The organism is Colwellia sp. 6M3 (genome assembly GCF_014077595.1).
Lineage (GTDB): Bacteria > Pseudomonadota > Gammaproteobacteria > Enterobacterales > Alteromonadaceae > Cognaticolwellia.
This window is the reverse complement of sequence record NZ_JACGWF010000004.1, coordinates 28,679-49,609: the sequence shown is the minus strand read 5'-3', so window position 1 is coordinate 49,609 and position 20,931 is coordinate 28,679. Positions and strand designations below refer to the sequence as shown.

General features: G+C 37.5%; 15 protein-coding genes and 1 tRNA gene. 7 read left to right on the top strand and 9 right to left on the bottom strand.

Features of this window, described 5'->3' with window-relative positions; translation table 11 throughout:
• Positions 1-92: 92 nt before the first annotated feature.
• Positions 93-689, top strand: coding sequence for a glycerol-3-phosphate 1-O-acyltransferase PlsY (gene plsY, locus H4J50_RS01820; protein WP_275403670.1), 597 nt, complete (start codon positions 93-95; stop codon positions 687-689).
• Positions 690-703: 14 nt separating this feature from the next.
• Here the strand turns inward: plsY and tsaD are convergent, their stop codons facing one another.
• Complete coding sequence (gene tsaD, locus H4J50_RS01815; RefSeq protein WP_182254076.1) at positions 704-1,753, bottom strand: tRNA (adenosine(37)-N6)-threonylcarbamoyltransferase complex transferase subunit TsaD; 1,050 nt, start codon at positions 1,751-1,753, stop codon at positions 704-706.
• Between the two features lie 339 nt (positions 1,754-2,092).
• On the opposite strand from tsaD, the gene rpsU reads away from it, so the two are divergent.
• The 4 genes from rpsU to rpoD all read left to right on the top strand — a co-directional run bounded on the left by rpsU (position 2,093) and on the right by rpoD (position 6,700).
• Complete coding sequence (gene rpsU / locus H4J50_RS01810) at positions 2,093-2,308, top strand: 30S ribosomal protein S21 (RefSeq protein WP_011045067.1); 216 nt, start codon at positions 2,093-2,095, stop codon at positions 2,306-2,308.
• Between the two features lie 53 nt (positions 2,309-2,361).
• Positions 2,362-2,808 (top strand): GatB/YqeY domain-containing protein, encoded by a 447-nt coding sequence (locus H4J50_RS01805; protein ID WP_108457126.1) that lies wholly within the window; start codon positions 2,362-2,364, stop codon positions 2,806-2,808.
• Between the two features lie 153 nt (positions 2,809-2,961).
• Positions 2,962-4,725, top strand: coding sequence for a DNA primase (dnaG, locus tag H4J50_RS01800; RefSeq protein WP_108457127.1), 1,764 nt, complete (start codon positions 2,962-2,964; stop codon positions 4,723-4,725).
• A gap of 136 nt (positions 4,726-4,861) precedes the next feature.
• Positions 4,862-6,700 carry an RNA polymerase sigma factor RpoD gene (gene rpoD / locus H4J50_RS01795; RefSeq protein WP_108457128.1) on the top strand — a complete coding sequence of 613 codons (1,839 nt, stop codon included), beginning with the start codon at positions 4,862-4,864 and terminating at the stop codon, positions 6,698-6,700.
• Positions 6,701-6,828: 128 nt separating this feature from the next.
• Here the strand turns inward: rpoD and H4J50_RS01790 are convergent, their stop codons facing one another.
• From H4J50_RS01790 to H4J50_RS01760, 7 genes are all read right to left on the bottom strand, one after another.
• On the bottom strand, positions 6,829-8,205 hold the full coding sequence (locus H4J50_RS01790; RefSeq protein ID WP_085301371.1) for a sigma-54 dependent transcriptional regulator: 1,377 nt from the start codon (positions 8,203-8,205) through the stop codon (positions 6,829-6,831).
• Between the two features lie 131 nt (positions 8,206-8,336).
• Positions 8,337-10,346: an ATP-binding protein gene (locus tag H4J50_RS19810; protein ID WP_182254074.1), complete on the bottom strand. Its 2,010-nt coding sequence runs from the start codon at positions 10,344-10,346 to the stop codon at positions 8,337-8,339.
• 55 nt (positions 10,347-10,401) lie between these two features.
• On the bottom strand, positions 10,402-12,435 hold the full coding sequence (locus H4J50_RS01780; protein WP_182254072.1) for a TRAP transporter fused permease subunit: 2,034 nt from the start codon (positions 12,433-12,435) through the stop codon (positions 10,402-10,404).
• A gap of 176 nt (positions 12,436-12,611) precedes the next feature.
• The gene (locus H4J50_RS01775; protein WP_108457132.1) at positions 12,612-13,625 is read right to left on the bottom strand and encodes a TAXI family TRAP transporter solute-binding subunit; all 1,014 of its coding nucleotides are present in this window, start codon (positions 13,623-13,625) and stop codon (positions 12,612-12,614) included.
• A 68-nt stretch (positions 13,626-13,693) separates the two neighbouring features.
• On the bottom strand, positions 13,694-14,695 hold the full coding sequence (locus H4J50_RS01770) for a porin (RefSeq protein WP_182254070.1): 1,002 nt from the start codon (positions 14,693-14,695) through the stop codon (positions 13,694-13,696).
• A gap of 425 nt (positions 14,696-15,120) precedes the next feature.
• Positions 15,121-16,263 (bottom strand): MbnH family di-heme enzyme, encoded by a 1,143-nt coding sequence (locus tag H4J50_RS01765; protein WP_182254068.1) that lies wholly within the window; start codon positions 16,261-16,263, stop codon positions 15,121-15,123.
• Entirely contained in the window at positions 16,256-17,092 is an 837-nt protein-coding gene (locus H4J50_RS01760; RefSeq protein ID WP_182254066.1) for an MbnP family copper-binding protein, read from the bottom strand. Before H4J50_RS01760 ends, H4J50_RS01765 begins: the two co-directional genes overlap by 8 nt.
• Before the next feature lie 222 nt (positions 17,093-17,314).
• On the opposite strand from H4J50_RS01760, the gene H4J50_RS01755 reads away from it, so the two are divergent.
• On the top strand, positions 17,315-20,065 hold the full coding sequence (locus H4J50_RS01755; RefSeq protein ID WP_182254064.1) for a choice-of-anchor B family protein: 2,751 nt from the start codon (positions 17,315-17,317) through the stop codon (positions 20,063-20,065).
• Positions 20,066-20,238: 173 nt separating this feature from the next.
• Positions 20,239-20,315 (top strand) — tRNA-Ile (locus H4J50_RS01750).
• Positions 20,316-20,508: 193 nt separating this feature from the next.
• Here the strand turns inward: H4J50_RS01750 and H4J50_RS01745 are convergent.
• On the bottom strand, positions 20,509-20,877 hold the full coding sequence (locus tag H4J50_RS01745) for a hypothetical protein (RefSeq protein WP_182254062.1): 369 nt from the start codon (positions 20,875-20,877) through the stop codon (positions 20,509-20,511).
• Between the last annotated feature and the right edge of the window lie 54 nt (positions 20,878-20,931).

The window sequence follows — 20,931 nt, the reverse complement described above, 5'->3', positions numbered from 1 at the left end:
TCTAGAAAAACTAGTAAACAACACGCTACAATGACAAAAAGATAAAAAGAGTTGGCTATTTTTACCGCTTACTTTGAAAGGAACTGAATATCATTAGTTTACTTGTTACATTTTTAATGGTTGTTATGGCCTACCTAGTAGGTTCAATTTCGAGTGCCATTTTACTTTGTAAACTTTTGAGCTTACCCGACCCTCGAACTTCCGGTTCCAAAAACCCTGGCGCAACTAACGTTCTACGTATTAGCAATAAGTATGTCGCGGCCTCTGTGCTAATTTTTGACATACTAAAAGGAACTTTACCAGTATGGGGCGGCTACTTTCTAGGCTTAGATCCTGTATATTTGGGAATCATTGCTGTTGCCGCTTGCTTAGGGCACATGTATCCGATATTTTTTAATTTCGAAGGTGGTAAAGCGGTGGCGACTGCCTTTGGTGTGTTGTTACCTATTGGTTTGGATTTAGGTGGCTTGCTTATATTAACATGGCTAATTGTCGCTAAAACCACGCGTTATTCAAGCTTAGCTGCCATTGTGACCGTATCAATGGCACCCTTATACACTTGGTTATTAAAACCTATTTATGTCTTTCCTGTTTTAATGTTATCTGCGCTGATTATATTTCGACATAAAGAAAATATAATCAGACTTATACAGGGTTCAGAATCAAAAATATCTTTTACTAAAAAATAATATCGTCAGTCCGATTAAATTGGCTCTAACGTATCGAGCGGCCAACGCGGAGTTGCTTTAAACGTTAAGTCAGTATCAACACCCGATTTTAAACGTTGTAAACCTGCGTAAGCGATCATCGCACCATTATCAGTACAAAACTCTGGTCTAGGGTAAAAAACTTCTCCCCCTAACTTTTTCGTTATCTCTGACAACTTTTCTCTTAAAGCGCTATTTGCACTGACACCACCAGCAATAACTAAGCGATTTAAATCACATTGTTTTAATGCCCGTTTGCATTTAATTGCTAACGTATCAACTACAGCTTCTTGAAAGGCATAAGCAATATCAGCTTGGGTTTGCGCTTTTTGCTCAGGTGTTAACGGTTCTTTTTCTTCTTTGCGAATAGTATTTGCTGCTGAAGTTTTTAATCCGCTGAAGCTAAAATCTAATCCAGGCCTATCAGTCATTGGTCGTGGAAATTTATAACGACCTTTGCGTCCACTTTCTGCCATTTTAGCTAATACAGGGCCTCCTGGATAATCCAGCCCAAGCAATTTAGCTGTTTTATCAAAAGCTTCGCCTGCTGCGTCATCCACAGATTCCCCCAATAACTCATAATGACCAATACCGTCAACACGCACTAACATGGTGTGACCGCCCGACACTAATAAGGCGACAAAGGGAAACTCAGGAACATTTTCTTCCAACATCGGCGCTAATAAATGCCCTTCCATATGATGAACAGGAACAGCAGGTAAATCCCAACCATAAGCCAAGCTTCGACCTATTGAACAACCAACTAATAAAGCCCCCACTAAACCTGGCCCTGCTGTATAAGCAACACCATCTAAATCAGCTGGCGTTAAATTAGCGTCTGCCAATACTTGTTTTATTAATGGAATAGTTTTGCGAACGTGATCGCGTGATGCTAATTCTGGCACTACTCCACCATAATCTGCATGAACCGCAATTTGACTATAAAGCCTATGCGCAACTATACCCTCAGGTAAATTGCCTTCACCGTCATCATAAATTGCAATACCGGTTTCATCACAAGAGGTTTCAATCCCTAAAATTCGCATAGTTTTACTTTACCTAGAATTGTTTCATCAACATTAGAAGCCGACTGAAAGTTAATTAAAAAATCAGTCGTTATATAGCCGCTGATTTTACCTATGCACTTAGCAACTTTCAATTTATAGCGTATAAAAGATACCTTAATAATGAATATCGCCCAAAACGAGTTATATACAGGCAACAATTGGTACAGATATAGGTGAAAAATTTATTACTACTTTACATTACCACATGCTTCGCATTAGAATACGTCACCAATTTTTAATAGAGTGGGTGAAGATGAGGCCATGTGGCTGAAATCAGACACCGATTTAATATAGATTCTAACTAAGGTAAAACAGTACATGCCAGTAATTAAAGTAAGAGAAAACGAACCATTTGACGTTGCACTACGTCGTTTCAAACGTTCATGTGAAAAAGCAGGTATCCTTTCAGAAGTTCGCCGTCGCGAATCTTACGAAAAGCCAACTTGGGAACGTAAGCGTAAAAAAGCAGCAGCAGTAAAACGTGCAGCTAAAAAAGTTTCTCGTGAGAACGCTCGTCGCGTTCGCATGTACTAAGAATACCTTAGTAAATCCTAAGCCAACTGAGTTAACTTAAGCGTATACTAACTATGAGTCTACTTAGCCAACTTAAAGATGAAATGAAAAATGCCATGCGTGCCAAAGACAAACTTCGTCTTGGCGTAATTCGTATGGCACTATCTGCGATAAAGCAGGCAGAAATCGATCACAATACAGAAGCAACCGACGACAATATCATTGTTTTGTTAACTAAAATGGTTAAACAACGCAAAGAGTCTATCAAAATGTTTACTGAAGGTGGTCGCGAAGAATTAGCAGCTAAAGAAGCTGCTGAAATCGTCGCATTAGAAGATTTTCTACCTCAACCATTATCTGCAGATGAAATTAACCAACTGATTACAAAAGCGATTGCCGATACCGGTGCAGCCTCAATGGCTGATATGGGTAAAGTAATGGCGGTGTTAAAACCGCAAATGCAAGGCAAAGCGGATATGGGCGCTGTTAGCGGTCAAATTCGAAAAGTTTTAAACAGTTAGTTAATCTTCCATTTTGAACTTCACTGTTCATTCTGAATATAAACCGCGACAGCTTTGGCCTCGCGGTTTTATTTTAACTAGCATACATAAAGTTACTATTCTCCCAATATTAATTGTGTAAAAATAGTATTTTAAATAGAAGTAATGGTATTTATGGCTGGTATGATCCCTCGACAATTTATTGATGACCTATTGGCACGTGCCGATATAGTCGAATTAATAGATTCTCGCGTACCTTTAAAAAAAGCAGGTAAAAATTACCAAGCTTGCTGCCCTTTTCATACCGAAAAATCCCCCTCTTTTAGTGTTAGTCAAGACAAGCAATTTTATCACTGCTTTGGTTGTGGCGAACACGGTAATGCTATCTCGTTTTTAATGGAATTTGACCGTTTAGAGTTTCCAGATGCTGTTGAAGAACTGGCTTCCCATTACAATATGGAAGTGCCTCGCGAACAAAATAATCGCTCTCCAGCTCAGCAAAAACAAGATCAAAAAGCTTATATACAAAAGCAAGACGACTATGAATTAATGGCACAAATAAGCCGTTTTTATCAACAACAGTTAAAAGTTGCCACCGATAAAGATGTCGCCATTAATTATTTAAAAGGTCGAGGTTTAAGTGGCGAAATAGTAAAACGTTTTGGTATCGGCTATATCAGCGATGCCTGGGACGGCATGATGAAAACATTTGGTCGCAGCGGCCAAATAAATCAACAACTTGTTGATTTAGGCATGGCAATACAAGGTGATAAAAATAGACCTTACGACCGATTTAGAGGCCGTATTCAATTCCCTATTCGCGATAAACGTGGTCGTGTTATTGGTTTTGGTGGAAGAGTATTAAGTGACGGCACGCCTAAATATCTTAACTCGCCTGAAACACGTATTTATCATAAAGGCCAAGAGTTATATGGCTTATTTGAAGCTAAACAAGCCGTTAAGCAATTAACCCGCTTAGTCGTCGTTGAAGGCTATATGGATGTGGTTGCCCTTGCACAACATGGTGTTGACTACGCAGTAGCTTCGCTTGGTACAGCCACCACACCTGAGCAATTACAAACATTATTTCGCACCGTAAAAGAAGTTATCTGTTGTTACGATGGTGACCGAGCCGGTCGTGATGCTGCATGGCGAGCTATGGATAACGCCCTGCCAATGATTCAAGATGGCTATAGTCTTAAATTTGTTTTTTTACCTGATGGGCAAGATCCCGATTCAATGATCAGGGAGCAAGGCCAAGACGCTTTTGAAAGTATCTTAGACAATGCCATTCCTTTATCTCGATTTTTATTTGAGCACTTATTAACGCAAATTGATATGAGTTCACCAGAAGGAAAAGGCGCTGCTGTAGGCGCATTTCAACCTTATTTAGCTAAACTACCAGAAAGTAATCTTAAAGACGCTATAGTCACTAAGCTAGCAAATCAATTTGGCGCAAGTAACGAGCTACAGTTAAAAAAACTGCATAAAAACTTTGCGAATACGACTGAAAATAAAGTCAAACCGAAGCGACCAAAAATAACTCCAGTGAGACTCGCTATTGCATTATTACTCGAGCATCCCCATATAGTAGAAAAGCTGCCTGATCCAAATATATTGGCAGATTTAAATTTACCGGGCATTCCATTACTTAACGAGTTACTTAGGTTATGTAAGCAAAACCCGAAAGTTAACAGTGCACAGCTTATTGAATATTTTAGAGATCAAGAAGCCGGAAAGCAGTTAACTAAAATAATGTGTATCGAGCATCACATTGAAACAGGTCATGCTGAAGATACTTTTCTTGATATTATTGAAAAGTTTCTTAATAAGTTTTTAGAAAATCGCTCGAATGAATTAATGGAAAAGCAACGCACTGAGGGATTAACCAAAGCTGAAATAGGCGAATTACATAGTCTACTAAGTGAGCAAAAATAATATAACGTGCTGAATATATTTCAGCATTAAATTAACAACAAAAAACAGTTACGTCTGGTAATTTAGTAAACATTTCGCTATAATTTCCGGCTTACTGTTGTAATTTTGATAGCCATAAATAGGTGGACACTCGTCAATGGATCAAGCCCCACAATCTAGACTTAAAGAGTTAATAACCAAAGGTAAAGAGCAAGGTTATTTAACTTTTGCCGAAGTTAACGATCATCTCCCTCAGGATATTATCGATTCAGATCAAGTTGAAGACATCATTCGAATGATTAACGACATGGGTATTCAGGTGTTTGAAAACGCACCGGATAACGACACGTTAATGATGAGTGAAGCCAATACTGATGAAGATGCAGCTGAAGCTGCGGCGCAAGCACTTGCTACCGTTGAAAGTGAAATCGGTCGTACTACTGATCCCGTTCGTATGTATATGCGTGAAATGGGTACAGTTGAGCTATTGACACGTAAAGGCGAAATTGTAATCGCCAAGCGTATCGAAGAAGGCATCAAAGAAGTACAGCGCAGCGTTTCAGAATACCCGCCAGCAATAAACTACTTGCTTGAGCAATGGGATAATTTTGAAGCTGAAGAAGTTCGCTTGAGCGATATTATCGTTGGCTTTTTAGACCCTGACGCTGAAGATGAAGAAATTCCTGCTGCAGCAACGCATATCGGTTCTGAGCTTTCTAAAGAAGAGTTAGCAGAAGAAGATAAATCTGATGATGACGAAGACGAGGAAGAAGAAGATACCGGTCCTTGTCCTGAAGAAGCGCGTGAAAAATTCACTGCTTTGCGTGAAGCATACGAACATGCCAATAAAGTCATCAAGACTAAAGGCCGTGGTCATGCTAGTGCACAAGCGGCAATTGACGCTTTAGCTGAAGTCTTTAAAGAATTTAGAATCGTACCAAAAGTATTTGATCGCTTAGTGAAAAACATGCGCAGTGTGATGGACCGTTTACGTGTTCAAGAACGCTTAATCATGAAACACTGTGTGGTTGGTGCTGGTATGCCAAAAACTACTTTCATCAAAATTTTTCCAGGTAACGAAACCTCGAAAAGTTGGTTTGAAGAGCAAAAAGCTGCTGATCTTCCTCACTCGAAGAGAATGGCTGACATTGAACTTGATGTTGAACGCTGCATATACAAACTAAACATGTTAGAAGAAGAAACTTATCTTAACGTACATGGCATAAAAGACATTAACCGTCGTATGTCAATCGGTGAAGCGAAAGCTCGTCGTGCGAAAAAAGAAATGGTAGAAGCTAACTTACGTTTGGTTATCTCAATTGCTAAAAAATACACAAACCGTGGTTTACAATTCTTGGATTTAATTCAAGAAGGTAACATTGGTTTGATGAAAGCGGTTGATAAGTTTGAATACCGTCGTGGTTATAAGTTCTCAACTTATGCAACATGGTGGATACGTCAAGCAATTACACGTTCAATTGCCGATCAGGCGCGTACTATTCGTATTCCAGTACATATGATTGAAACGATTAACAAACTTAATCGTATTTCACGTCAAATGCTACAAGAAATGGGTCGCGAGCCAACACCTGAAGAATTAGCTGAACGCATGATTATGCCGGAAGATAAAATTCGTAAAGTGTTAAAAATCGCCAAAGAGCCAATTTCAATGGAAACCCCTATTGGTGATGATGAAGATTCTCACTTAGGTGATTTTATTGAAGATGGTAGCGGTGAATTGCCAGTTGACTCAGCAACGTCTGAAAACTTAAAAGATGCAACACACGAAGTATTAGCGGGCTTAACAGCACGTGAAGCTAAAGTGTTAAGAATGCGTTTTGGTATCGATATGAACACAGATCATACCTTGGAAGAAGTCGGTAAACAGTTTGACGTAACACGTGAACGTATTCGTCAAATTGAAGCTAAAGCATTACGTAAATTGCGTCACCCTTCTCGTTCTGAGCAACTTAAAAGTTTCTTAGACGGCGAATAAATTTACATAAAGTAATTTAAAGCATAAAAAAAGAGCATATTAGTTTAACTAATATGCTCTTTTTATTTGTCCGATAAAACCACTGCTAATACTCAGTAACGGTTATTCACACCTAGATCAATCGAACGCTATTTTTTATAAAGCTGGCTATCTATATTATATTTAATTAGCTTTAAGTTAAAAGTGCGTCGTTCCATATTAAGCTCTTCAAGAACCGCTTGAACACTGCCCTTGTGACGCTGAAGAGAATTAATAAGCATATTGGCTTCAAAATCATTAACCAGATCTTTCAAAGACGACTGTACGAGTTTATCTTGCTTGTCTTGCTCGTTTGGATTCAACAGTTCATTAAGATCATGACAATTTTTTATAACACAACGAGTAGCAACATTGATCAATTCACGAATGTTACCCGGCCAGTCATACTCTAGTAACTGACGTTGAAGGTTAACTCCCGCACCTGACCATTCAATGTTATTTTGATTCATAAACTGACTCGAAAAGTGTTCGAACAACAATAATATATCTTCTTTTCTTTCGCGTAGCGGTGGGATATATAACTCCGCAACTTGCATGCGAAAATATAAATCTTGTCTAAAGTTTGGATTATCTTTTAGATCTTCTTTGGTCGCTGAAATAATACGAATATCGATATCTTTAGCAACGTTAGAGCCTAAAGCTTCAACTTTATTTTCGGATAATGCACGTAATATTTTTACTTGGGCACTTAAAGGAATAGACTCTACTTCATCAAAAAATACGGTTCCTTTATTCGCAAATTCAAATTTTCCCATCCGGGTAGTATCTGCACCACTAAATGCACCTTTTACATGGCCAAACAACTCTGATTCAAATAAGTCTTTGGGGATTGCAGCACAATTTAAAGCTACGAATTCGGCTTTTTTACGGTCACTAAAATCATGTAAACAGTTAGCAACGACCTCTTTACCTGCACCTGTTTCACCGTGGATCAGTACAGGTACATCTAAATTGGCAACGGACAATATATCTCGGCGTAACTTAGCCATTTTAGGTGAAACGCCCATTAAGCGAGTTTCTATGGCATCTTTATTTTTTAAAGCATTGCGCAGACGGGCTTGGTTATAAGTTAATACCCGTTTCTCAATGGCTCTATTAATGCTTTCTAAGAGTCGCTCAGGCTCAAAAGGTTTTTCAATGAAATCATAACAACCTTCTTGTACCGCTTGAACTGCTTGAGATATATCACCGTGCGCAGTCATTAATATAACAGGAATATTTTTATCACAGCTAAGTACCTGATTAAGCAGTTCAACTCCGGTAATTTCAGGCATTTTGATGTCACTAACCACAATGCCTGGAAAATCTTTATAAATAAACTTAATGGCTTCGGCGGGATCTAGAAATGAATGAACTTTTGTAAAATGAAGGGATAAATAGTCAGAAACATTCGTCAGTAAGTCTTTATTGTCGTCAACGATGACGACCTCACAAGTTTCAGCAGTTAGATCATCAATATCGGTCATGTTGTCCTTCAGTACAGTGTATATTTTATCAATAAGTGCTTAAATTGAAATAAAGCGATTTATATGAACTTGTGTAATTTATTTTAACCTTAATTAAACCGTTAGATCTTATATTTAAAGCACTTATTATTTCAGGATAAAGGCAATGAAATGGTAAAACGTGTAGAGTTCTCCAAACATTTCACCTCAATATTCCCATCATATTCTTTAATAATATTATTCGTAATCGCTAAGCCTAAACCAAGCCCTTTACCAATAGATTTTGTTGTGAAGAAAGGTTCGAAGATATGTTCAACGACACTTTCATCCATTAAGCCACCATTGTCTTCAACAATCACAAAGGCATGTTGATCAATCACTTGGGTTGAAACAAAGACTTTAGGTTGCTCTGATTTTTCAACAGCATCTAATGCATTCCTAACTAAGTTACCAATGGCCATTTCGAGTTTAGTCGAATTCATACTCACTAGCGGTGTTTGCACATCGAGTGTGATATCAATAGTCGCAGCATTATTTTCAAGGTAAGTACTTAATAAGCGTGTAATTAATTTATTAAGATCAACACTTTCTGCTTTAGTTGAGCTACCACCTTGATAAGCAAATGATTTTAATTGAATAAGTATATCCTGCATATTATGACAAAGTGGGAGTAGGTTATTCAACGAGGTGTTTACCCCTTCCCAATCACTTCTTTGTTGTTTAATAGCAATACTTGCTAATGCACTTTTAAAGGCAACTAAAGGCTGGCTTAATTCATGTACTATCGCCGCAGCCATTCGGCCTAGAACGACCATTTTTTCTTGGCGCATGAGTTCTTTTTGGGCCGCATTAAGCGCTAAGGTTCTTTCTTGAACGAGCTTTTCTAAACGAGAGTTAGCAAAACTTAATGCTTCCTCTACTTTTTTACGTTTAGTAATATTCACAATAGTCATTAAATACAGACTATCGTTAATGTTGATAGGACTAATAATGTACATGATTGGCAATGCCGAGCTACCACTTTTGTCCGTTAACGAAGCTTCAGTAAATGTTTCTTTGATGTTTATAGCTTCTTCAAACCTTTTCGGTAATCCAACAAATTTATTTATGTTTTTTCCTTTAATTTCATCACTATCATCATAATTACACAAGGCTTGGAACGTGGCATTATTACTGAGAATATTACCTTTTTGATCAAGTGTTAAAATTCCAACTTTCGTTTGATCAATGATCAGCTGCATTTCAGCACGATGCTTTTGATCTGTTTTTTCTTTCAAATTACGTGTGTATTCAATAAACCGGAGATGCTTAATAAAAACATAAAGACCATACAATAAGAACGCTATGATTAAACTGCTAAAAATGGTCTTTTCAATAATAGTGTTCAAAGGTAGTGCGTAGTAAAGTCGCCAATTTTTTAATAACGTATTTTCTTTTTTCCCTAATTGAGTAGACTCCATTAGGAAGTGCTGATCATCAATTTCCCAAAGCGTTAATGAGGCCCAATTAAGGTAAAAAGAGTTATTAACGATTAATTTAGGAGTTTGACCTGCAAATTGTTGATGCTTATTAATGCTCTCTAGTTGGTTAGCTGAAAGTGCAGTAAGGCTATTATATTTCCATGATTTTTGTGCCGACATAATAACAACATCATTGTCATCAACCACTAACACATCACCTGTCAATTGTTGCCAAGAACGCTCAATATTATTAGGCTCAACTTTAGCAACAATAACGCCAAATCCTGAATTAAAGCCTTCGATTCGAGAAGAAATAAAATAACCAGGGATTTTACTCGTAATGCCAACACCATAATACAAGCCACTGCCTTCGCGCATACTTTGTTCAAAGTAAGGTCTAAACTCATACTGATTGTTCATAAAGCTGGTGGGTTGATCATAATTACTGGTGGCAATAACAATACCTTTATTATTCATTAAATAAAGAATGTCGACACCAGCAGAAATCTGCATAGATTTTAATAATTCATTGAGTTGAGAGCCATAATCATTATCTTCAACCGCTAATCTTAAACGAGTATCATGCGATAATATTTTAGGCAGATATTGATACTTTTCTAAAGTACTAGTGAGCGTTTTTTCAATGAGAGACAATCGAAATAAAGATGCGTTTTGACTATCTTTAATCCAAATTAAAAGCACCACAATCACTAGGCTAACAAAAGTTAGCCCAAATAAAAGTGGTATGTACTTTTGTTTAAACAAGTTGGGCACAGGTAGGTTTTTTATTAAATTGAATGAATGAAAAAAGTAAATAAGCTAAAAATATTACAGATAACACTATTTTTAGTAAAACTCCGTCAAACGGCCAGAGTAATAAAGTACCGACAACCCCTAGCACCAACCTGTTAGTTCGATTAATAACGTCCATTACAACTCCTTCCCAGGCTGCGATAATACAAAATAGACCTATAGCAGAAAATACAAAAATGAGAATACGTTCTTCAGCATCACCCATCACTAATCCAGTGTACGCCATTAGTATAGGTACAATATATAGCCCTTTAGCAAGCTTCCAAGCACAAAAGGCTGTTTTAGTATGATCGCCTTTAGCAATACCCGCTGCAGTGTAAGCAACTAAGCATACTGGTGGAGTAACATTACTGTCTTGTGATAACCAAAATATAACTAAATGAGCCGCTAATAAAGAACTCGCTAAAATCTCTGGTGATAACACCATGTCATATAACATAGTACGAATTTCACTTGGTGCTGCTAATAAAGCATCTGACAATGGCATACTGCCATCGGCAAAAGCAGGTAATAAAGTTGCGATCATATCCTTAGAGACCGATAACGAACCATTATTAATAACTTCTGTTGTTACTTGTAATGAAATCAGGTCACTAAGCACAGGGGCTAATAATGTTGCCACTATAATATAAGAAGCAGTTACAGGTAATCCTGCACCTAAGATAAGTGAAGCAACGGCAATTAATACGATGAGTATCAGTAAACTACCATCTGCCCACTCAATTGCCATTAATGAAAAAGTACTTCCTAAGCCTGTCGTAGTAATAGCATTTACCATTAATCCGATTGTAATTAATAGGATTGCAGTAACCACCATGCCTTTGGAGCCTTCAGCAAGGGCATCACTAATTTCTTTTAGTTTCATGGGTTTTTCTGATATCCAAGATAAAAGGATAATAGAAACTATTGCCATGCCTACAGCATATAGTGGAGTAAAACCAATGATTAAGCACGTGACCAATATACCAATAGAAACTAAGTGTCTCCAGCCGTTTTTAACATTATCATCACATTCTGATGAGTCAGTAGCTAACTTGTTCGGGATATCAATACCCCGTTTAATCGCGTACGCTCGAACAAAAAAACCTACTGTAATATAATAAAGTAAGGCAGGAAGTAAGGCTGCAGTAACAATAGTTAAATAAGGTAATTGAGTATACGAAGCCATAATAAAAGCACCTGCGCCCATTACTGGAGGCATAAGTTGCCCGCCAGTCGATGCTGCCGCTTCAACGCCACCCGCGAACTCAGCTGAATAGCCTGCCTTTTTCATTGATGGAATAGTAATAACACCAGTCGCCGCTGTATTAGCAATGGCAGAACCTGAAACTGAGCCCATTAATCCAGAGGCTAAAACCGACACTAAGCCTGAACCGCCTCTGAATCGTGATGCAAGTTTACCTGCAACTTTTAATAAGTAATCGCCCGCACCTGATACTTGTAAAAAAGCACCAAACAAAACGAACATAAAAACGAAGGTCCAAGACAGCTGAGCAATAGTACCGAACATACCATCAGTACTAAAATAGCTGCGAAAAAGCATAGTTTCCCATGACAGACCAGGAAAATTAAACACACCCGTTACGTATTGGCCCCAAACGGTTATATACGTTAGAAAAACAACAATTAAAGTTGGAATGAACCAACCAATAGCTTTAAACATTAAGACTAAAGCCAAGATAATAGCTAAAGCACTGAAAAAGAAATCTGTACCAATAAAGGTTTGTCCTCTTTCATAGAGACTGTCTTCGGCAAATATAAGATATGTTGAGCTAGCAATAATACCAACTGAAACAGCTATTTGTTGCCATAATTTTTTAAAGTGTATAAGAGAGCCAAGACAACCAAATAACGCAAAATGAGTGGCTGCAGCCCAATTTTCAGGAATAATAGCGAAGTAATTTAAGCCGACATGTATGAGGCTTGATAAAACTGCTAGCCAATATATCATGGGGATTTTTATATTTTTAATATTCATAATTTATCCAACTATTGATATTTTTAATTGATGTTTTTTTAAGATAATTATCGCTCTATTGAATGAGATAATTTAGGTTACTGGCGTTTTCGACGAAGTGTTCATTGCATTTTTATATCACTTAAAACCCATTCTACAAAACACTAAACCCCTAATGTAGAATGGGTATAAATTATCTATTCAATGATTAAATGTGCCGGAATTTCAACACCTACTTCACGATAATAACGAACTGCTCCAGGATGAAGTGGTACGGTTAAACCGCTAATTGCACTCTCAATACTCATTACTTTTGTTGCCGAATGTATACTATGTAAGAACGGTAAGTTTTCATAAATAGCTTTGGTGACTAAGTAAACATCTTGCTCGGGCAAATCAGCTTTTACGGCTAAAAAGTTAGGTTGAGCAATAGTATTAATTGGTTCTTTTTGATTAGGGTAAGTTTCTGCTGGAATTATTTGACGAACCCATAATGGGAAATCTTTGTTAATTTTTGTCAATGATTCATCTGAAATATTCAATACTTTCAAATTATCACCTTCACTAGAAAAAGCACGTGTAACCGCACTAACAGGAACACCAGCAGGAGTGTTCATGCCTTTGATACGACCATCTTGCATGGCGCCAGCACTAGCTCCGTATCCCATATGAACATTGTTTAGTTTATCCGTATTAATGCCTACGGCGCTAAGAATATACTTGCCTGAACCTTCGGTTCCTGAGTTTCTTTTACCAATCGAAAACGACTCATTATAAAGTGCATTCATATCAGTTAGGTTGTTGCCTTTAACGGCATCTTTTTTAACCGTGAAGTGCTCAACATTTTTCCATAACATGCTCACCGAACGAAATTCTTTATTTGCGCCTTGTTTTTCAAAGGGGCCAATACCATTCCACGCCCACGCACCATATAAACCTTGTAATATGCCAAATTGTGCTTCGTTTTTACGCATTAAATTTAAGTTATCACCAGAGCCTGCAGAGGTAATAGCAGATAGAGATAGTTTTTCTTGCGGGGCTAGTTTTATTTTTGCTAAAGTCGCTACTGCAACACCTACTGGATAGAAAGTTCCGCCGGTTGATGCGGTTGACAAAATGTAAGATCTGGGTGTTTTATTCTCAGCGGCTTGTCCTAATAAAGGCAATATTATTAATGATATACAAGTGACTGCTAATTTAATTTTATTCATGTCATTCTCCAAAATATTAAAGCTTATGTGCTTATGTTTGCACTTAAAATAAGTAATTATATAAGGTCTTAGAAAGATATTTTCACACCGACAGTTATGTCGTCATCGCGATTTTTTAGCTGAGCAGCTTCATCATCGTAATCAGTGTATTCAATAAAAATCTCGCCATATTTGTTAAATTTCTTTGTAGCACCAATCGCTATTTGATTGCCTTTAATAATGCCATTATCTAAATTGTAAATTCTAAATTGTGGCGTTATACCAGACTCAAGAGTGTATGAATAATAAAACCCGATAGTATTAAATTCTGTACCATCTGATACATCTTCATTTTGATAACGTAAAACAACCTTATGGTTATCAGCTTTATATTGAAGTGCTGCCGCAAGAGTGTCAGCATCTGGTTTGATGGCATCGTTAATACGCAGATCATCACTACGATCAAAATAAGATACGCCCAGTTGCCATGCACCGATTTTATACTTAGCTGCGATGTTGTAACTATCTACACCAGAGCTTTGAGTATCATTACCATCTATCTCTGCAAGCACACCAAAACTTAGCCCGTTATACGATGGTGAAAAGTAAGCCACTGAGTTGGCTTCGCGAATTGACGAGTTCTCGCTAGCATTCCATCTAATATTGTAATGTCTAGGATTATGAAAAGTAATATCAATAGGCAGCACAGTCCATAAGTAGTGTGGTGAATATTGTTTACCTAACCTGATTTCACCAACCTCTTTATTTTTCAAACCAACAAAAGTAATACGCTTATGATAATCGCTGGCATCACTATTAATAACACCATCATCTAAAACAATTCTCCCCTCAAGTTGGTAAGTACCCTTCCATTCATCAGAAAGATTAACATAGCCTTTAATGCCTATACGTGAAATACCATCGGCAACATCGCTTTCTTGTTCTTTTTCTTTAGTAACAAGTGCTCTTAAGCTGCCGTAGAATTGCACTTTCCCCCATTCACCTTCAGTAGCAATTTCTGCCGATGCAGGTGCGGCTGTTGTAGCAGCTATTATCAATGCACTGAAAATGCAGTTAAATTTAGTATTCATATTATTCCCTTATATTGTGCTTTTAATTTAATTGGGTGATGAATGTTGTAAGAATTATATTATTTGTTTTCGTTTTACTTTCCCCATCACAACATATATTGCACAAGTCATGCCTAAATTAACTAATTGAATCTAAGGGATATTATTTTAAGCATGAGAAAAATAATTCCTATTACCAAAAACAGAAGGAATATTTTTACCTAATTTATAGATATTTAACAGTACAAGGCATAACGGTGAAAAATTCGCTCTTCAAGCGAGAGAATAAAAACAAGTCACTAAAGCAAGGAAAGATATTCAGATGTTTACCAAAGAGGTTGAAGCGAAAGGCTTACATCATAATACTTATTCTGAATAACTAAAGTGTCAGACGACTGGCTAAATAGAAGCATAATTAGCATTCATCTCAAATCAAATAGTCTGACTTATTGTGTTTCCACTTTACTATGTTCTGGTGAGGTTAAAAAATTCATGTCAGTCAAAGACTCAAGAAAGGCTAATAAGTCCTTTTTTTCTTCCGCGGTAAGTACAAAGCCTTTGATAAACTGGCTTTTCATTGAGTTAGTGCGTCCATCGCCTTTTAGTGGACCACTTTCAATATTTCGCCCACCTGCGGCATAAATATCAATAACTTCAGCAAGTGTCGCAACACTGCCATCATGCATATAAGGTGCTGAATGACTAATATTTCGCAGCGTTGGCGCACGAAAACGACCATTATCTTTTGCTAAGGTAGAAACTTCTGCAAGGCCAATATCTGTAGCGGGATAACCATATTGTTTTGGTTTTATTTCCACATTATACAAGCCGGTATTATGAAACGGCCGACGATCGATAAGTTGCTGTTCGTGAGTAGTTGATTGTGTAAAGTTAAAGCCTCCATGGCAGTGATGACATTCCAAGCGCTCAGAGAAAAACAAGTTCATACCGCGAATAGCGGCTGCTGAAATTGCGTTATCATCACCTAAATAGGCATATTTATCGAAAGGGGAATTTAATGAAATTAAGCTACGTACATAACTCGCTAACGCTTTTACTATTAACTCAAAGCTTATCGGCTCTTTTGGAAAGGCGGCATTAAAAGCCTGTTGATATGCTTCGCTTTTAAACCGCTCAATGACTTCATCTTCGTGGCCAGTTATACCCAATTCAATTGGAGACTCATCAAACATTGGTAGTAAAATTTGTCGTTCCAATGAAGTGATGCCATCGTGCGCCCATGTTAAGGTTTTGTTGTAAGCAATATTAACTAAGGCAGGCGCATTTCTTCGATGTACTTCACCAGTTGAACCAATAGAAATAGTCAAAGGCTCGGCAAATGCATACTTTTGTTGATGACAGTTTTCACACGATTGCTGCTTGTTTGCTGATAAGTTTTTATCAAAAAAAAGAGTTTTTCCCAGTGCTACTTTTTCAACAGTCATTGGGTTACTGTCAGGTACTTGTGGCTTTGGAAAACCCTCAATAATAGGCCACTTATAACTACTTGTTATCGGTTTAGCGTTATCACACGAAAAAAGTACACTGCTCAGAGCTAAAAAGATGGTTATTATTAAAAACTTATTCAACCGTACTTCCCTTACTTTTATGATTGATATTCACGGCATTAAAAACACCAGGTTCAGTTTCAGCACTTTTAATTTGATTATTTAACAATAAATTATCAAATAGTTGTTGGCAGCTCTTATTATTTTGTTCTGACTGACAGCTAGATGATGCTGATAATTCAACATGCTTTAGCAATTCAGCTAAGTCTACATTTATTGCAAGGTTACCTTTAGCAATTTTACTATTAATACCAAGGGGAAGTTCGAAATTAAACCTATTAGGGTAAAGGCAATTACTTTTAGGTGCTCGCATTGCACTAACTGATTTACAACCTGTAGAGCCCAAGTGAAATAGCCACTTCTCATGATTAGCGGCAAGCTCTAAACGCAAAAATTTATGTCCTGTTTGCCAAATCCAAAACATTGACGGTAAATTTAGCGGACTTTGTTGGCTGATAGGATTTAAGTGGTTTACCTGAAACGGCACACCTAGCGTAAAACGAATACCACTGTTTTCATCCAATATTATATCTGTGGGAGTTGTGTACTTAATTGACCAATTAGCATCATTTGCCACGTTGGTTAAATCCTTGGCATGCAGTTTTTCAGTTTGGCAGTTTGTGCCTATCAAAGCGGTATTTTGATTTTGGAAAGGAGTGTTAGCTAATTTAACTTTTTGCCACCCCGCGTTTGTCGAACCAATTTCAATATCACTAATAAAAAATTGAAACTGCTCAATAAACCACGTTTTATTGTTTTTGCCTGCATGAAAAGTTGATTGACAGTCAAGCGTAGCATCTCGCCATGATAAACTTAGATCAATCTTCTGTTCATTTGACAAATTGCCCAAATAAAAACAGCCTCCTACACTTATTAAAATCATAAATATAAGTAAGTGTGTATAGCGCCTATTTATTAACATAAGGTCCACATAGTATTTATTACAGCTGTTAATATAAAATTTATCATCATAGTTAAAAGTAACAACTACTATTACAATGATTTAATAAATAATCTAAATACGTTAAAGTAAAGTACATTTATAACATTTTATTAACATAAGGACTATCTGATGTTACGCATATCATTGGTATTCGTCGTTATCGCCGCCTTATTTCAAAGCCAAGCAATCTTGGCACATTCAGAACATGATAAAGCACGATTTGTCGCTGAAACGGGCAAAGATACCGGAAAGTGTGATCAAGTATTAAGGCCTTGTAAGTCGATTGCCTACGCAGTTCAACAAGCGAATAAAGGCGATAAAATATTAGTATCTTCTGGTGAATACACCATTAATTCAAGCGATGAATTGTTCTATTTGAAAAGTGCGCTTGTGCCTATTTACGGTGGATACAATCGCTTTGATCACTTTCAAACCCAAAGCCCAGACACAAACCCAACAGAGCTAAAAAATATTCCCTTAGATATGGCAGAACCGCTTCGCCAGCAAGGCTTTGTTATAATGGCTGATGGTAAATCGCTTTTTGCCAAAGACAGTGCAGAGAGTAAAGCACTTCAAAATAAATTAGCAAGTTACTATACCTTAAGTGAAAAGCAAGTTGGCGTGGACTGTGTTAACGGTGCAGCAGGAAGTTTTGCTTGTAACAATATCGACTTACTTGCTCATATGCCTCTAAATGATTTTTCAAGCCGCCCAAGCAGTGCTAATGATATTTGGGGCCATGTAGATTTGAACACCGGTGACGAATATGCACTGATTGGTTTGCGTAATGGCGTTGCCATCGTAAATGTTACCAACCCTGAAGATCCACAAGAAGTTGGCACCATTCGCGGACTAAACTCCACATGGCGAGACATAAAGGTTTATCAACATTTCGATGAATCAATAAATGCTTGGCAAGCGTATGCATATGCCACCATTGATGGCGCCTCTGACTTCGTCACTATTATTAACCTAAATCAATTGCCAAACTCAGTAAGTTTAGTTGAGAAAAACACCGTAGTTACGAAAGCACATAACGTTTACATTAGTAATGTAGATCACTCGCTTAACATCACACTACCTGGTTTAACACCTAGTTTACAGCTTATTGGTAGTAACCGATTTGGTGGTGCATTTCATAGTTATTCATTAGCAACACCATCAACGTTAACGGGCTTGGCTAATAATTATTTTGGCTCAGGATATACCCATGACGGTGCTTCAATAAACATTACTGATAGCAGAAAAGAAAGCCAATGTGATACCCGTGGTGATAGCTGTACAGTCTTCATCGACTTCAATGAAAAAGAAGTAAAGCTTTGGAACATCACAGATACTTCAGCAACAACACTGCTAGGTACTGGTGAATATAACGATGTCTCCAAAAGCAACCAATACGTACACTCAGGTTGGGGAACAGAAGACAACCAACATATATTTTTGCATGATGAGTTTGACGAAAAAGATGGCGGCTTAAACTCAACCGTGCGTATTTTCTCTATCGCTGATTTAAATAACCCAACTCAAGTTGGACAATGGACCGGCCCTACGCGTGCCATTGACCATAATGGTTTTGTTCGGGGTAACCGTTATTACATGTCAAACTACGAACGTGGCTTAACTGTATTAGATATTACTGACCCTGCAAACCCTATCGATGTAGGCTTTTTCGACACCTATACTCCATCAAATAACGCTGGCTTTAATGGCGCTTGGGGTGCCTACCCTTTCCTACCTTCAGGTAATATTTTAGTTAGCGATATTGGTAGTGGATTATATATTTTAAAAGACCGAACATTAGAGTCTAATCAGGGCAAAGTATCTTTTACAAATAGTAGCATCAGCGCCAGCCAGGGAGAGATATTAACCGTTAATGTTCAGCGAAATAATGCTACGGCCCCAGATCAAGCCATAAGTGTTAATTACCAACTCATACCCGGAAGCGCAAAAGAAGATAGCGACTATACACCTACAGCAGGTACTTTAAATTGGCCAGCAAACGACACGACGGATAAAAGCTTCAATATATCGATATCCACTGACACCACAAGTGAAGAGTTACAAGAAAAATTCTTCGTGCGTTTAAGCCAACCAAGCAATAGCGCGACACTAGGTAACTATAGCTACTTAACTGTAAATATTGACGGCCTCGACGACAGTGGTTCAATATCATTTATTACAGCAGAAACTACCGTTGCAGAAAACCAAGGCGTGCTTGATATAGCACTAGCACGCCAAGGAAGCTCTGCTGGAGCCATATCGGTTTCATATTTATTAAGCTCTGATACCGCGATTACTGGGGAAGATGTAGAATCTGCTTCGGGCACAATAAATTGGGCTGACGGCGATTCAGCAGAAAAAAACCTTCAAGTGATTATTATTGATGATACAGAAAATGAAGCTAATGAGAGTTTCTTCATCACACTTTCACCTATTGCAGGCAGTAAATTAGGAGCAAATACCCAATTCACCGTGACCATTTCAGATGACGATAGTAATACAGCCCCTACGATAACCTTAGCAGAAAATAGCGAAGTAAATACAGGTGCAACCGTTAACGTAACAGCTACCGTCAGCGATAATGAAAATGACCCAATGACCTATTTATGGCAGCAAACAGCAGGAACTAGCATTACACTCACAAACGCTAGCGCTTTAGCAGCAAGCTTTGTAGCACCTTCGAGTGCAGGTGATATAACACTGTCATTCACTGCTACAGACTCAAAAGGCTTATCTTCTAGTAAATCGCTAACCCTAACGGTTGTTGCAGCACCTGTGGTACTGCCACCACCAATAGAAAATGAATCTTCAGGCAGTGGTTCAATAGGATACTTCATCTTATTTATGATTATTGTACTCAGTAGAAAACGACTAAAGTAACTTAAAAACTCAGTTGAGCGATTACTGAAACAACAAATCGCTCAACTATTGAACTATCGAACTTATTTATCAGTTTTTTTAACTTTATAATGGTGACAACAAAATAAAAAATGCTTATACTTCCCGCCGCTTTGAAGAACCTTTCGCGTTTTTTTAAAGCAAAGTAGAAAGATGGCCCCTTAGCTCAGTTGGTTAGAGCATCCGACTCATAATCGGCAGGTCCCCTGTTCAAGTCAGGGAGGGGCCACCATTTTTCCTTTGCAATTCAAATACTTACCAATAATAACTAAAAATGATAACCTCATTCTATTTTAGTGGACGCCTATTGGACGCTTTATGCTTGAGCAACTATCTTCAAGAGTTAAATAAATTCAATATTCTTAGGTTCATATTAGGGCTTTAGCATTACGCCTTTAAATAAACAATTCAAAAAATACAAGCTACTAATCAATAACCTTAAAGCTAGTTAATGTGTGATCATTAATGTAGCACTGTGCATGAAATACATTGTTGTTGATAAAGTAATTTATCGCTACAAATTCTGAACCTCTTCGAGCTATATTCTTTAACACAGCCTTACTTTGATGATACTTGGTCGCTTCATTGAGGCATAACTTGGCAGACCGTTCAATTTTTGAATTCTCTATTGAAGTAACTAATGTTTTTTTACGTTCGTCATTTTTATGCTTATCTAAAACTATAGTCGCTTTAACCTCTTCAACCTTATAAAGGTAATATTGTTGCTGTACGAACCATAAAGAAAAACCTGCAAACAAACAGCCGATATAAGAACCAATAATAATTTTTAACATAAACTTCCCTTTAATTTTAACAATCTACTAGATGAAAATTTACCAGCTCTAAAT